We start from the raw sequence: 14,162 nt of genomic DNA, 5'->3' as shown, positions 1-14,162 counted from the left end.
GCTCATTCACAGCGCCTTAAATGCCAGCCTCGACAAACGGCACGGTCAGGGCCAGGGCCGCGTCCAGGGCACCGGCGTCTACACCACCGCCTTGTGCCATGTCCGGACGACCACCGCCCTTCCCGCCCACTGCCGCAGCGGCTTGTTTCATCAAATCACCGGCTTTGAGTTGGCCAGTCAGGTCTTTGGTTACACCGGCAACCAGAACGACCTTATCCTCATGGACACTGCCGAGCAGGATCACTGCGCGGCCGAGCTTGTTCTTCAACTGATCGACCAAGGCCAACAACGCCTTGCCATCCTGGCCGTCCAGGCGCGCCGCCAGGACGTTCACGCCCTTGACGTCCTGGGCGGAAGCCGACAGATCGTCGCCTGCCGCGCTGGCCGCCTTGGCCTGCAACTGTTCCAGCTGTTTCTCCAGGGCGCGGTTGCGCTCCAGCACGGCGGACAGTTTGTCGATCAGGTTGTCACGGCTGCCCTTGACCAGGCTGGCCGCTTCCTTGAGTTGTTCTTCACCCGCATTGAGGTAGGCCAGGGCCGCAGCGCCGGTCACCGCTTCAATACGACGCACACCGGACGCCACACCGCCTTCGCTGATGATTTTCAGCAGGCCGATGTCGCCGGTACGGTTGGCGTGGATCCCCCCGCACAGTTCCACCGAGAAGTTGCCGCCCATGCTCAGGACGCGCACGTTGTCGCCGTACTTCTCGCCGAACAGCGCCATGGCGCCCTTGGCCTTGGCGGTCTCGATGTCGGTTTCCTCGGTTTCCACCGCGGTGTTCTTGCGCACCTGGGCGTTGACGATGTCTTCCAGGGCCTTGATCTGCGCAGGCTTGATCGCTTCGAAGTGGCTGAAGTCGAAACGCAGGCGCTGGCTGTCGACCAACGAACCCTTCTGCTGGACGTGCTCGCCCAACACCTGGCGCAGTGCCGCGTGCAGCAAGTGGGTGGCCGAGTGGTTCAGCGCAGTGGCGTGGCGCACGTCGGCGTCCACCTGGGCGTCCACTGGCGAACCGACGATCAGGCTGCCCGACGCCAATACGCCGTGGTGCAGGAATGCGCCGCCGGTCTTGGTGGTATCACGCACATCGAAACGACCGGAAGACGCCTTGAGGAAACCGCAGTCGCCGATCTGACCACCGGATTCGGCATAGAACGGCGTCCGGTCCAGGACCACCACGCCGTCATCGCCTTCATTCAGGACGTCGACCGACTGGCCGTCTTTATACAGCGCGATCACTTTGGCCGAACCGTGGGTGGCCGTATAGCCGGTGAACTCGGTGGCCACGTCAACCTTGACCAGGCTGTTGTAGTCCATGCCGAAGGAACTGGCGGAACGGGCACGCACGCGCTGGGCTTCCATCTCGCGTTCGAAACCTTCCTCGTCGAGGGTCAGGTTGCGCTCACGGGCGATGTCGCCGGTCAGGTCCATCGGGAAACCGTAGGTGTCGTAGAGTTTGAACACCACATCGCCCGGCACCACGCTGCCCTGCAGGCCGGCGAGGTCTTGCTCGAGGATTTTCAGGCCCTGTTCCAGGGTCTTGGCGAACTGCTCTTCTTCGGCCTTGAGCACGCGCTCGACGTGCGCCTGGTTCTGGGTGAGTTCCGGGAAGGCTGCGCCCATCTCGGCGACCAGCGCCGCGACGATCTGGTAGAAGAAGCTGCCGTTGGCGCCCAGCTTGTTACCGTGGCGGCAGGCGCGACGGATGATACGGCGCAGCACGTAGCCACGGCCTTCATTGGACGGCAGCACGCCGTCGGCAATCAGGAAACCGCAGGAACGGATGTGGTCAGCCACCACTTTGAGCGATGCCTGGTCTTCATTGGCACAACCGATGGCCTTGGCCGCAGCGGCCAGCAGGCTCTGGAACAGGTCGATCTCGTAGTTGGAGTGAACGTGCTGCATCACCGCACTGATCCGCTCCAGGCCCATGCCGGTATCCACCGACGGTGCCGGCAGCGGGTGCAACACGCCATCGGCGGTGCGGTTGAACTGCATGAACACGTTGTTCCAGATCTCGATGTAACGGTCGCCGTCTTCTTCCGGCGAGCCCGGTGGGCCGCCCCAGATATCGGCGCCGTGATCGTAGAAAATCTCGGTGCATGGGCCGCACGGGCCGGTGTCGCCCATGGTCCAGAAGTTGTCGGAGGCGTAAGGCGCGCCCTTGTTGTCGCCGATACGCACCATGCGCTCAGGCGGCACGCCGACTTGCTGGGTCCAGATGTCGTAGGCTTCGTCATCGCTGGCGTAGACGGTGACCCAGAGCTTTTCCTTCGGTAGTTTCAGCACGCCAGTGAGGAAGGTCCAGGCGAAGTTGATCGCGTCTTTCTTGAAATAGTCGCCAAAGCTGAAGTTGCCGAGCATTTCGAAAAACGTGTGGTGACGGGCGGTGTAGCCGACGTTTTCCAGGTCGTTGTGCTTGCCACCGGCGCGCACGCATTTCTGGCTGCTGACCGCGCGGGTATAGGCGCGCTTTTCCTGGCCCAGGAAGCAGTCCTTGAACTGGTTCATCCCCGCGTTGGTGAACAGCAGGGTGGGGTCATTGCCTGGGATCAAGGAGCTGGAGGCGACACGGGTGTGGCCTTGCTCTTCGAAGAAGCGAAGGAAGGCTTCACGGATTTCTGCGCTTTTCATTAGGTTCTTCCACGGAGTCTGAGGCCAAAGGCCAGTGCGCAACATCATCAGACGGAGCGACGGCAAAGGGCCGCATTATATCGGCCCTTTGCCGGTGGTACAGCGTGTTTATGTGATAGAAACAGTCAATTAGACAGTCTGCACGGTCATTTCCGAGAAAACTCGACGAATGCCTGCACCACTTGCTCGATCTGCGCACGGCTCACGTCCAGGTGCGTGACCATGCGCAGGCGCGGTGCGGCGCTCAACTTGATGCCGCGCTCGGCGGCAAACGTCTTCAGGGCCTGCGCCCGGTCGCCGAGCTGCACGTAGACCATGTTGGTCTGCACCGGCTCCACCGCATACCCGGCCTTGCGCAGTTCATCACCCAGCCATTGGGCGTTGGCGTGGTCGTCGGCCAGGCGCTGCACCTGATGGTCAAGGGCATACAGCCCCGCCGCCGCCAGGGAACCGGCCTGGCGCATGCCGCCGCCGACCATCTTGCGCAAACGCCGCGCCTTGGCGATCAGCGCCGTGGAGCCGCACAACACCGAGCCAATCGGCGCGCCCAGGCCCTTGGACAGGCACACCGACACCGAATCGAAATGCTGGGTGATCTCCCGCGCGTCCACGTCGAGCCTGACCGCCGCGTTGTAGAGGCGCGCGCCGTCCAGGTGCAGGGCCAGGCCATGTTCACGGGTAAACGCACGTGCCCTGGCCAGGTACTCCAGCGGCAGCACCTTGCCCTGCATGGTGTTCTCCAGCGCCAACAGGCGGGTGCGGGCGAAGTGAAAATCATCGGGTTTGATCGCTTCCAGCACCTGATCCAGGTCCAGGGAACCGTCCGCCTGCACTTCCAGTGGTTGCGGCTGGATCGAACCCAGCACCGCCGCGCCGCCGCCTTCGTACTTATAGGTGTGGGCCTGCTGACCGACGATGTATTCCTCGCCGCGCTCACAGTGGGCCATCAACGCCAGCAGGTTGCTCATGGTGCCGGTGGGCACGAACAACGCCGCGGCGAACCCCAGGCGCTTGGCCAGTTCGGCCTCCAGGCGGTTGACGCTGGGGTCTTCGCCATACACGTCATCGCCGCTGACGGCGCTGGCCATCGCATCGAGCATGCCGGGGGTGGGTTGGGTCACGGTGTCGCTGCGCAGGTCTATCACGGTCATCAAACTGGCCTCTGATGGGTTGGGCGTTCTTTCGTACTGACGATTACTGCGGGTAAAGCCACGGAATATCAAGCCCTATGCTGCGTCAATCGAATATCAATCAAACAAACCGATATAGGCTATCGATACGGCAATCGTGCAGTTTCTGAAAAACCATGTTAAAAACTCTCCGCCGCCAGGGTTCTGGCGGCAACGTTCTCAGGGCGGGGTGCAATTCCCCACCGGCGGTAATTGCGCGCAATGTGCATAGCCCGCGAGCGCTTGGCGCCTCGAACTGCTCCGGCAGGACGGCGACAAGGTCAGCAGACCCGGTGTGATCCCGGGGCCGACGGTCATAGTCCGGATGAAGAGAGAACGGGATTGGCGCAAAAGGGCCGCGCGCTGAGTTCATGCCTGCATGACCCAGCTGTTCGTACCCTTAAATCCCATTCGATTCATAACGCCCTGTTTTTTTCTTAAACAGGAGTCAGAACATGCAACCCACCGCAATCGACAGCAAAAGCAAAAACCATCACGGCGAGCGCGTCGCGTTTATCCAGGCCTGCTGGCACAAGGATATTGTCGACCAATCGCGCAAAGGCTTTCTCAGCGAAATGATCGCCCTGGGTTACCAGGAATCGGACATCGATTTCTTCGAAGTCGGCGGCGCCTTTGAAATGCCCCTGCACGCCAAGCTGCTGGCCAAGACCGGCCGTTACGCCGGCATCGTCGCCGCGGCCCTGGTGGTGGACGGCGGCATCTACCGCCACGAATTCGTCGCCCAATCGGTGGTCAGCGGCCTGATGCAGGTTCAGCTGGAAACCGAAGTGCCGGTGTTCTCGGTGTCTCTGACCCCGCACCACTTCCACGCTGGCAGCGAGCACCACGCCTTCTTCCATGATCACTTCGTACACAAAGGCCAGGAAGCGGCGCGTACCTGTGCCGACACCTTGCACAAGGTGCGTGCGATCCGCCGCAGCGAGCCGCGTGCCGTAGCAGTTTAAGCAACACCGCAAAACAAAATGTGGGAGGGGGCTTGCCCCCGATAGCGGTCTGTCAGTTAAAAATTTTCTGACAGTTACACCGCAATCGGGGGCAAGCCCCCTCCCACATTTAGATCCGGTTAAGGCTGAGATCTACGCCAGCCCGGCGTCCGTGGTCGGCACGATCAATATCCCTGCGCGCAAGCCATTCTTCACCTTCGGGTTCGGGAAGATGATGCGTGCGCCCTCCTCCTCGATCACCCAGCGGGTCTTGGCGACGTCTTCGGCGAGCAGATAGCCCTGGGCCAACGGCGAAAAGTTTTCCACGTCCGCCGGCAGGTGCAACAGGAATGCATCGCTGTGCTTGATGACTTCGCGGGACACGGCAAACAGCTGCAGGCCATCCAGGCTGCCGGTGTCCGGCTCGGTGCCTTCGATGATCTGCGTCAGCCGGGTTTCCAGGCGCGACACGTCCACATCCTGGTTCTGCCCGAATGGCCGCGCCTTGCCCAATTCCAGGGTAAAGGCCTCGGCGCCCAGTTGCTCATAGGTAAAGGCGGAGAAGGTGATCGAAGCTTTGTTCTGCAGCAGCACCGCCTGCATACCGGCGGCGCGCAAGCGGGCCAGTTCGTGGCGCGAATGCTGGCGCCCGTCCTTCCACGGGTAGAGGGCGAACTGCTCGACCTTCGAGCCGCGAATGGCGGTGTGCAGGTCGTAATGCAGGCGCGAGCGGCCAGGCAGGCTGAAGAAGCTGCGGGCCAATTGTTCCAGCTCGGCGGCGCGCATGGCTTCAGGGCCGATATTTTTTTCGTGACGACCGTTGAACAGCCGGTTGACGTCCAGTTCGAGGTAACGCTCGCCGCGGCGCATGGCCTCGGGGTTGCCGAACAGGAACAGAATACGGGTGCGGGGTTTGATCTGCCCACGGGCGATGCCATGCAACAGGCGGTCGAGCAGTTCGATCGGCGCGGTCTCGTTGCCGTGGATGCCGGACGACAGCAGCACGTCGCTGCCGTTGTCCCGCGCTTGCGGCGGGCGCACTTCGAGCGCGCCTTCGCTGAGCCAGCGCATCTGCACGCCGTCGACAGTCAGTTGAATTTTTTGCGCCGGTTCACGACCAGCGAGAGTCAGTTCAAGGAGTTTGCCGAGGGCGAGCATAAGCAGCTTCCTTAGTGGTTGCAGCCTGGGCCGTGGACGTGATCGTCGTCATCACCCTCAACGTCGGCCGGTTCCATTTCCAGTTGCAGGCTCATCAGGTTGGTGGCCAGTGGGCGCATCAGCAGGTTGGCGTACTCGGCGTCGCCTTCTTCCACGTCCACACCGATCAGCAGTTGGCCACGGCCGTCGTGCTGAATCCAGACTTCCTTGCCCTGCCAGATCACGGCAACGCGGGTGCAGGAGGTTTGCAGCTGGGTGCCGTCGGTGTCTTCAAGGATCAGTTGCAGGGTATCGGTGCTCATAAATAGCTCTCGGCCGTGTGGCGTTAATTGATCTGGAAAGGATATACCGCGCCCAGTTTAAGGATTTGCGTCAGTTCATCCAATGCCGTCCGGCATTCAAGCAGCAATTGCGGGTCAGCCAGGTCGCTTTCGCGCAGGCTGTCGCGGTAGTGCTTGTCGACCCACTGGGTCAGCGTTTCATACAACGGCGCGGTCATGATAACCCCTGGGTTCACCGCCGCCAGCTCGGTTTCGTTCAACGCCACGCGCAAACGCAGGCACGCCGGGCCGCCGCCGTTCTGCATGCTTTGCTTGAGGTCGAAGACCTTGACCTCGCGGATCAAACCACCGGCAGCGGTCAGACCTTGCAGATACTGCCAGACACGTGCGTTGGCGCGGCACTCTTCCGGCACGATCAACAGCATCGAGCCGTCGGCGCGGGTCAGCAATTGGCTGTTGAACAGGTAGGAACGCACCGCGTCTTCGACGCTGACCTGGGCACGCGGCACGCACACCGACTGGAAGTTGCCGCCCAGTTTGCCCAACTTGGCCTGCAACTCGGCAAGCATCGTCTCGGTGTTGAGGAACGCGTCCTCGTGATAGAACAGCATTTCGCCATTGCCCACCGCGATCACGTCGTTGTGGAACACGCCGGCATCGATCACCGCCGGGTTCTGCTGGGCGAAGACCACGCCAGCCTCCTTCAGGCCATGCAGGCGGGCGACGGCCTGGGAGGCTTCGAGGGTCTGGCGCGCCGGGTACTTCTGCGGCGCCGGGTAACGGGTGTCGAACGCGCTGCGGCCGAACACGAAAAACTCCACGCCGGCCTCGCCATAGTCACGGCAGAAACGTGTGTGGTTGGCCGCGCCTTCGTCGCCGAACTGCGCCACCGCCGGCAACGCGGCGTGGTGGGCGAAGTGTTTCGCATCGGCAAACATCGCCCCCAATACGCGGCTGGTGGTCGGGTGTTCGATGCTGCGGTGGTATTTGCAGTTGAGGTTGGCGGCGGTGAAATGCACGCGGCCATCCGCCGTGTCGGCGCTCGGGCTGACGGTGGCGGCGTTGGCCACCCACATGCTCGACGCCGAGCAACTGGCGACCAGCAATGGCATGGCGTGCTTGGCCGCGTGCTGGATGACCTGGGCATCGCTGCCGCTGAAGCCGAGGTTGCGCAAGGCAGCCACGTCCGGGCGTTCCTGCGGCGCCAGCACGCCTTGCACAAAGCCCATGTCCATCAGCGCTTTCATTTTCTGCAGGCCCTGCAACGCCGCTTCCTTGGGGTTGGAAGCTTGCTGGCTGTTGCTCTGGGACGCGACGTTGCCGTAGGACAAACCGCCGTAGTTATGGGTCGGCCCCACTAGACCGTCAAAATTGACTTCATAGGATTTCATCGGCGAGGCTCCACGAACATCTGTTTTTATAGGCATCTAATGACTTGAATACACCACCGACCTAATGTGGGAGGGGGCTTGCCCCCGATAGCAGTCTGCCAGTTGATGAATCAGGTGACTGATCCACCGCTATCGGGAGCAAGCCCCCTCCCACCTTTAGATCAGTGTAATGCCGGGGGTGAGTGTGGCTGGCAGCACCAGGCTTGGGGTTTCCAGGGACGCCACCGGGTACGCGCAATAATCCGCTGCGTAATAGGCGCTGGCGCGATGATTGCCCGAAGCCCCGACACCACCGAACGGCGCGGTACTGGCGGCGCCGGTCAGTTGTTTGTTCCAGTTGACGATCCCGGCGCGGCTTTCCAGCCAGAATTGCTGGTAGCGCGCTTCGGAGTCCGACAACAAACCGGCGGCCAGGCCGTACTGGGTGTTGTTGGCCTCGGCAATCGCCGCGGCGAAATCAGCGTAGCGGATCACCTGCAACAGCGGGCCGAACAGCTCTTCATCGGCGCGCTCGCTCACTTCGGTCACGTCAATGATGCCCGGGGTCAACAACGCGGCCTGAGCCTGCGGCTGGGTCATTTCCAGCAGCGCCACGGCGCCGTTGGCCAACAGCAGTTCCTGGGCGTCCATCAAGGCTTTCGCCGCCGCCAGGGAAATCACCGAGCCCATGAACGGCGCCGGTTGCTGGTCGAACGCACCAACCGCAATCGTCGCGCTGACCGCCACCAGCCGCGCCAGCAGCGCATCGCCCCAGGCGCCTTCGGGCACCAGCAAGCGACGGGCACAGGTGCAACGTTGGCCGGCCGAGATAAACGCCGATTGGATGATGGTGTAGACCGCCGCATCCACGTCGGCCACTTGATCCACCACCAGCGGGTTGTTACCGCCCATTTCCAGGGCCAGGATCTTGTCCGGGCGCCCGGAGAACTGCTGGTGCAGGTGATTGCCGGTGCGGCTGGAGCCGGTGAAGAACAACCCGTCGATACCCGGGTTGGCCGCCAGGGCGATTCCGGTTTCCCGCGCACCTTGCAGCAGGTTCAACACGCCCGCCGGCAGGCCGGCTTCGATCCAGCATTGCACGGTCAGCTCGGCGACTTTCGGGGTCAACTCGCTGGGTTTGAACAGCACGGTATTGCCCGCCAGCAACGCCGGGACGATATGCCCATTGGGCAGGTGACCGGGGAAGTTGTAAGGGCCAAACACCGCCACCACGCCGTGAGGCTTGTGGCGCAGCACGGCGGTGGCGTCGCCCAGCGGGCCGCTCTTCTCGCCGGTACGCTCGCGGTAGCTTTGCACCGAGATTGCGATCTTGTTGGCCATGCTGGTGACTTCGGTGGCCGATTCCCACAGGGGCTTGCCGGTTTCTTCACCGATGCAGCGGGCGATTTCATCGGCGCGGCTTTTCAAGGTATTGGCGAAGGCTTCGAGCACACCGATGCGCTCTTCCAACGAGCGCCGGGCCCACGCCGGAAACGCCTGGCGCGCCGCCTGCACGGCGGATTCGACCTGCTCGGCGCTGGCGCCATTGCCGGCCCACAGCACGTGCTGGGTCACCGGGTTGCGCGATTCGAACAACTCACCCTGGCCAGCCAGCCAACTACCTGCGATATACAGCGAATTCATTATTTCGACTCCCGAGCAGCAGACAACGGTACGGCACGCACTTGATCGCCCACCACCAGTTGCAGGCGCTTGGCGGTCAACGGATCGACCACCAGCGTGCCTGCCGCCAGGCGGGCCGGTGCGGCGGTGATGCGGCACTCTTCGCGCTTGCGGTTATGGATCAGGAACGGCGTGGCGTCGTCGCCTGGCGTGCCGATGGCCAACACCAGCGACTGGCTGTCGCGCACCGCACGGATCTTGCTGGTCTCACACTCCACCGCTGGGCCGGCGTCGAAAATGTCGACATAGCCCTGGTAGCTGAACCCTTCGCTCTTGAGCATGCTCAGCGCCGGCTCGGTATCCGGGTGGACCTTGCCGATCACGTTGCGCGCATCCTCGGACAGGAAGCAGCTGTACAGCGGAAATTTCGGCATCAACTCGGCGATAAAGGCTTTGTTGCCCACGCCGGTGAGGTAGTCGGCCTGGCTGAATTCCATCTTGAAGAAGTGTCGGCCCAGGCTTTCCCAGAACGGCGAACGCCCGGCTTCATTGGACACGCCGCGCATCTCGGCGATGATCTTGTTGCCGAACAACTGCGGGAACTCCGCGATAAACAGCAGGCGCGCCTTGGCCAGCATGCGGCCGTTGAGGCCGTTGCGGTAATCGGCGTGCAGGAACAACGAACACAGTTCGGAGTTGCCGGTGAGGTCGTTGGCCAGGAACAGCGTCGGGATCTCACGGTAGATATTCAGCTCCTGGGAGGCGCTGACGGTCAGGCCGACCCGGAAGTTGTACCAGGGCTCGCGCAGGCCGACGGCGCCGGCGATGGCGGAAATCCCCACCACGCGGCCTTCGTCGTTTTCCAGCACGAACAGGTAGTCGGCATCCCCGCGCCCGGCTTCGCCGCGGAAGGTTTTTTCGGCCCAGCCGACCCGGTGGGTCAGGCGCTCTTCGTTGGCCGGCAAGGTGGTCAGGCCGGTGCCGGTGCTGCGCGCCAGATCAATCAGGGCCGGTAAATCGCTGCTGCGTACGGGACGAACGATCATGCTATCTCCTCAGGCGGGCCGCCCGCTCAGGCCACCCGCAAAACTCTGCGTTAAACCGCAACCAAACGCACGCTGGCGCCTTCGCCGACGCCCAGGGCTTCGGCCGCTTCCAGGTCCAGGGTCACCGGTTTGCCGGGCGCGTAGTCCAGCTCCAGCAGCACCGCGCGGTAATCCTGCAACTGCGCGTTGCTCACCAGGTACTGGCGGCCGACACCCTTGACCCTCTCGCCGATCTTCACCGGCACCACGCGGCTCTGGGCGATCGAGCGAATGCCCGAGACCCGCGCGTGCAGCGTCGGGCCGCCGTCGAAGATGTCGATGTAGTGATCGGTCTCGAAGCCTTCGCGCATGAGGATGTCGAAGGTGATCTGCGCACGCGGATGCACCTGGCCCATGGCTTCCTGGGCTTCGTCCGGCAGCAGCGGCACGTAGATCGGGTAGTGCGGCATCAGCTCGGCGAGGAACGTGCGGCTTTTCAGCCCGCACAGGCGCTCGGCGGCGGCGTAGTTGAGGTCGAAGAAGTTGCGTCCGATGGCGTCCCAGAACGGCGAATCACCGTTCTCGTCGCTGTAGCCGACAATCTCGGTCACCACCGAGTCGGCGAAGCGCTCGGGATGGCTGGCGACGAACAACAGGCGGCCGCGGGAATTGAGTTCCGACCACGGCGAACCGACCAGCTCCGGCACCACGTAGAAGCTGGTGAGCAGGCTGTTACCGGTGAGGTCGTGGCACTGGGAAAGCACGTGGATCTTGTTGTGGATCTTCAGCTCGCGGGAGGCGTGGACGAAGGTCTCGTTACGGAAGCTGTAGAACGGTTCCGAGTAGCCGGCCGAGGCGACGATGGCCGAACAGCCGACGAGCTTGCCGGTCTCGGTGTCTTCGAGCACGAAGAAATAGCTTTCTTCACCGTTGAAACTGACCTCGGCAGCGAAGGACGCTTCGCTGGCGGCGATCTTGTCGCTCAGGCGCTCCACATCGTCCGGCAAGGAGGTGACACCAATCGGGCTGTCCGCAGCCAGACGCTGCACCTCGCCCAGATCAGCCATTTGCGCGGGGCGCATCACCAGCATGGTGTCACTCCTTAACTCGAAAAACTCATAGGAAAAAGTACCGGACAGGTCAGGAACAACACATATCCAATGTGGGAGGGGCGGTGCGACGATTCGACTTGCCCCCGATAGCGGTGTATCAGTCACCAGATGTATCAACTGACAGACTGCTATCGGGGGCAAGCCCCCTCCCACATTCGACCCAGTCCGACAGATAAATGTGTATCAGGCTTGGGTCAGTGTTTTAACAGCACGCTCAAAACGGTCCAGGCCTTCATTGATGTCCGCATCCTCCACCACCAGGCTCGGCGCGAAACGCACCACGTCGGGGCCGGCTTGCAGGATCATCAGGTTTTCTTTCTCGGCCGCGTTGAACACGTCCTTGGCCTTGCCTTTCCAGGCGTCGCTCAACACGCAACCGAGCAGCAGGCCGAGGCCGCGCACTTCGCTGAAGATCCCGTATTGTTTGCCGATCTGTTCCAGGCGGGCCTTGAACAGGTCGTGCTTGGCGTTGACGCCGGCCAGCACTTCAGGCGTGTTGATCACATCGATCACCGCCCCCGCCACCGCACACGCCAGCGGGTTGCCGCCGTAGGTGGTGCCGTGGGTGCCGACCACCAAGTGCTTGGCCAAGGCTTCCGTGGTGAGCATCGCGGCAATCGGGAAACCGCCGCCCAGGCTCTTGGCACTGGTGAGAATGTCCGGCACCACACCGTAGTGCTGGTAGGCGAACAGGTGGCCGCTGCGGCCCATGCCGGTCTGCACTTCGTCGAACACCAGCAGCGCGTCGTGGGCGTCGCACAGTTCGCGGGCGCCTTGCAGGTAGGCCAGCTCGGCCGGCAGCACGCCGCCCTCGCCTTGCACCGGTTCCAGCACCACGGCGCAGGTCTTGTCCGACACGGCGGCTTTCAGCGCGGCCAGGTCATTGAACGGCACATGGGTGATGCCGGTGATCTTCGGCCCGAAGCCGTCGGAGTACTTCGACTGGCCACCGACGTTGACGGTGAACAGGGTACGGCCGTGGAAGCTGTTGAGGGCGGCGATGATCTCGTATTTCTCGCTGCCGAAGCGGTCGAACGCCACGCGACGGGCCAGCTTGAACGCAGCCTCGTTGGCTTCAGCGCCGGAGTTGCAGAAGAACACACGCTCGGCAAAGGTGGCGTCGATCAACTTGTGGGCCAGGCGCAGGGCCGGCTCATTGGTGAAGACGTTGGAGACGTGCCACAGCTTGTGGGCCTGTTCGGTCAACGCACCGACCAGCGCCGGGTGGGCATGGCCCAAAACATTGACCGCGATGCCGCCGGCAAAGTCGATCAGCTCGCGACCCGCCTGGTCCCACACGCGCGAACCTGCGCCGCGCACGGGGATGAATGCGGCAGGTGCGTAATTGGGCACCATGACCTGGTCGAAATCGGCACGTTGCACCGGGGCTTGCTCAACGGACATCGGAGTCTCCTGAAGAGGAACGCCTGCCTGGAACTGGCGGGCGATGCAGGGATTGTAAGGACAGTTTTCAGCGCGGCCTTGCCGCCAAGCGACAACTTCTTATAGCGCCAACCCGCGATTTTGGCGGGTTTACGCCAATGCGACAAATAGCATCGCAATGGCGCAGTTTAAACGCTACCGGGGCACAGCGGCAGGTGGTCGAGCAGGATAGGCGTAACTTGGCCGGCGGCCGGCTATCTATCTACCCCAGGGATCGCGCGGGTGAGATCAACCGCGTTCGGACGGCACCGACGACAACTCGAACGGGCTGCTGCTGCGTCGCTGGTTGCGGTCTTCGCGGGGGGTGGCGCCGAAGAAATTGCGGTAGGCGCTGGAGAAGTGCGGCCCCGAGGAGAAGCCGCAGGACAGGCCGATCTGGATGATCGACTTGCTGGTTTGCATCAGCATCTGGCGGGCCTTGTTCAGGCGCAGTTCCAGGTAATACTGGCTGGGGACGCGATTGAGGTATTGCTTGAAGATGCGTTCCAGTTGTCGTCGCGACACGCAGACATGCTGGGCGATTTCGTCGGTGGTCAGCGGTTCCTCAATGTTGGCCTCCATCAACAGCACCGCCTGGGTCAGCTTCGGATGGCTCGAGCCCAGGCGGTTTTGCAGAGGGATGCGCTGGCGCTCGCCGCCTTCGCGGATGCGCTCCACCACCAGTTCCTCGGACACCGCACCGGCCAGCTCGGCGCCGTGATCACGGGCCAGCACCGCCAGCAACAGGTCGAGTACCGACATGCCGCCACAGGCGGTCAGGCGATCGCGGTCCCAGTCGAACAGATGGCTGGTGGCGATGACCTTGGGGAAGCGCTCGGCGAAATCGTCCTGCCAGCGCCAATGCACGGCGGCGCGGTAGCCGTCGAGCAGACCGAGATGAGCCAGCGGGTAGACACCGGCCGACAAGCCGCCGATCACACACCCGGCGCGCACCAGTTGCTTGAGCGCGGTGCTGAGCTGCGAAGCGATCGCGGTGGGCGGCTCGTCGGCCAGCAGGAACAGTTTCTGGAAGCCTTCGAGCTTGCCGGCCCACGGCCCGCCGGGCAGTTGCCAGGCGCCATCGGTCTGCGGTTCGGCCTGCAGAAACGACAGTTCATAGACCACCTCCGGATGCACCCGCTGAGCAACGCGCAAGGCCTCCTCAGCCAGCGCAAGCGTCAGTGCTTTTGTGCTGGGCCAAATCAGGAAACCAATTCGATGGGCAGTCATGGAGGGCTATCCGAAGCAAAAACAGTGAAAGAAGCCGTGGGCCAATGCTAGCCCGTAAACGAACACAAATCTCAAAAACGATGAACATCCAATGTGGGAGGGGCGGTGCGACGATTCGACTTGCCCCCGATTGCGGTGTATCAGTCACCAGATGTATCAACTGACAGACTGCTATCGGGGGCAAGCCCCCTCC

The 14,162-nt window shown here is 62.8% G+C and carries 11 protein-coding genes and 1 riboswitch; of the genes, 1 reads left to right on the top strand and 10 read right to left on the bottom strand.

Annotated features, from left to right (window positions below; translation table 11 throughout):
- Positions 1-16 precede the first annotated feature (16 nt).
- Entirely contained in the window at positions 17-2,635 is a 2,619-nt protein-coding gene (gene alaS, locus NR164_RS26635; protein WP_256823493.1) for an alanine--tRNA ligase, read from the bottom strand.
- 146 nt (positions 2,636-2,781) lie between these two features.
- Positions 2,782-3,786 (bottom strand): low-specificity L-threonine aldolase, encoded by a 1,005-nt coding sequence (ltaE, locus tag NR164_RS26630; protein WP_079444548.1) that lies wholly within the window; start codon positions 3,784-3,786, stop codon positions 2,782-2,784.
- Between the two features lie 190 nt (positions 3,787-3,976).
- Positions 3,977-4,146: riboswitch (FMN riboswitch) on the top strand.
- Positions 4,147-4,259: 113 nt separating this feature from the next.
- Here ltaE and NR164_RS26625 point away from each other — a divergent pair.
- A complete protein-coding gene (locus NR164_RS26625; RefSeq protein WP_017849205.1) occupies positions 4,260-4,769 on the top strand; it encodes a 6,7-dimethyl-8-ribityllumazine synthase in 510 nt (169 codons plus the stop codon).
- A 132-nt stretch (positions 4,770-4,901) separates the two neighbouring features.
- Here the strand turns inward: NR164_RS26625 and astE are convergent, their stop codons facing one another.
- The 8 genes from astE to NR164_RS26585 all read right to left on the bottom strand — a co-directional run bounded on the left by astE (position 4,902) and on the right by NR164_RS26585 (position 13,969).
- Positions 4,902-5,906: a succinylglutamate desuccinylase gene (astE, locus tag NR164_RS26620; RefSeq protein ID WP_017849206.1), complete on the bottom strand. Its 1,005-nt coding sequence runs from the start codon at positions 5,904-5,906 to the stop codon at positions 4,902-4,904.
- A gap of 11 nt (positions 5,907-5,917) precedes the next feature.
- Entirely contained in the window at positions 5,918-6,208 is a 291-nt protein-coding gene (locus NR164_RS26615) for a hypothetical protein (protein ID WP_017849207.1), read from the bottom strand.
- Positions 6,209-6,231: 23 nt separating this feature from the next.
- Entirely contained in the window at positions 6,232-7,578 is a 1,347-nt protein-coding gene (gene astB, locus NR164_RS26610) for an N-succinylarginine dihydrolase (protein WP_017849208.1), read from the bottom strand.
- A 156-nt stretch (positions 7,579-7,734) separates the two neighbouring features.
- Entirely contained in the window at positions 7,735-9,204 is a 1,470-nt protein-coding gene (astD, locus tag NR164_RS26605) for a succinylglutamate-semialdehyde dehydrogenase (RefSeq protein ID WP_162231510.1), read from the bottom strand.
- Positions 9,201-10,226 (bottom strand): arginine N-succinyltransferase, encoded by a 1,026-nt coding sequence (gene astA, locus NR164_RS26600; protein ID WP_017849210.1) that lies wholly within the window; start codon positions 10,224-10,226, stop codon positions 9,201-9,203. Before astA ends, astD begins: the two co-directional genes overlap by 4 nt.
- A gap of 50 nt (positions 10,227-10,276) precedes the next feature.
- Positions 10,277-11,296, bottom strand: a complete 1,020-nt coding sequence (aruF, locus tag NR164_RS26595; RefSeq protein ID WP_017849211.1) for an arginine/ornithine succinyltransferase subunit alpha — start codon at positions 11,294-11,296, stop codon at positions 10,277-10,279.
- A 204-nt stretch (positions 11,297-11,500) separates the two neighbouring features.
- Positions 11,501-12,721: an aspartate aminotransferase family protein gene (locus tag NR164_RS26590; protein ID WP_046382325.1), complete on the bottom strand. Its 1,221-nt coding sequence runs from the start codon at positions 12,719-12,721 to the stop codon at positions 11,501-11,503.
- 267 nt (positions 12,722-12,988) lie between these two features.
- Positions 12,989-13,969, bottom strand: coding sequence for a GlxA family transcriptional regulator (locus NR164_RS26585; RefSeq protein ID WP_017849213.1), 981 nt, complete (start codon positions 13,967-13,969; stop codon positions 12,989-12,991).
- Positions 13,970-14,162: the final 193 nt, after the last annotated feature.

Origin of the sequence: Pseudomonas sp. Pse79 (genome assembly GCF_024519615.1) — a bacterium.
GTDB lineage: Bacteria > Pseudomonadota > Gammaproteobacteria > Pseudomonadales > Pseudomonadaceae > Aquipseudomonas > Aquipseudomonas veronii.
This window is presented reverse-complemented; position numbering and strand designations above follow the sequence as displayed.

Bases quoted from the DNA above. Each gene is read 5' to 3' on its own strand.
- alaS (WP_256823493.1), bottom strand. From the start codon at position 2,635: ATGAAAAGCGCAGAAATCCGTGAAGCCTTCCTTCGCTTCTTCGAAGAG.
- ltaE (WP_079444548.1), bottom strand. From the start codon at position 3,786: ATGACCGTGATAGACCTGCGCAGCGACACCGTGACCCAACCCACCCCC.
- NR164_RS26625 (WP_017849205.1), top strand. From the start codon at position 4,260: ATGCAACCCACCGCAATCGACAGCAAAAGCAAAAACCATCACGGCGAG.
- astE (WP_017849206.1), bottom strand. From the start codon at position 5,906: ATGCTCGCCCTCGGCAAACTCCTTGAACTGACTCTCGCTGGTCGTGAA.
- NR164_RS26615 (WP_017849207.1), bottom strand. From the start codon at position 6,208: ATGAGCACCGATACCCTGCAACTGATCCTTGAAGACACCGACGGCACC.
- astB (WP_017849208.1), bottom strand. From the start codon at position 7,578: ATGAAATCCTATGAAGTCAATTTTGACGGTCTAGTGGGGCCGACCCAT.
- astA (WP_017849210.1), bottom strand. From the start codon at position 10,226: ATGATCGTTCGTCCCGTACGCAGCAGCGATTTACCGGCCCTGATTGAT.
- aruF (WP_017849211.1), bottom strand. From the start codon at position 11,296: ATGCTGGTGATGCGCCCCGCGCAAATGGCTGATCTGGGCGAGGTGCAG.
- NR164_RS26590 (WP_046382325.1), bottom strand. From the start codon at position 12,721: ATGTCCGTTGAGCAAGCCCCGGTGCAACGTGCCGATTTCGACCAGGTC.
- NR164_RS26585 (WP_017849213.1), bottom strand. From the start codon at position 13,969: ATGACTGCCCATCGAATTGGTTTCCTGATTTGGCCCAGCACAAAAGCA.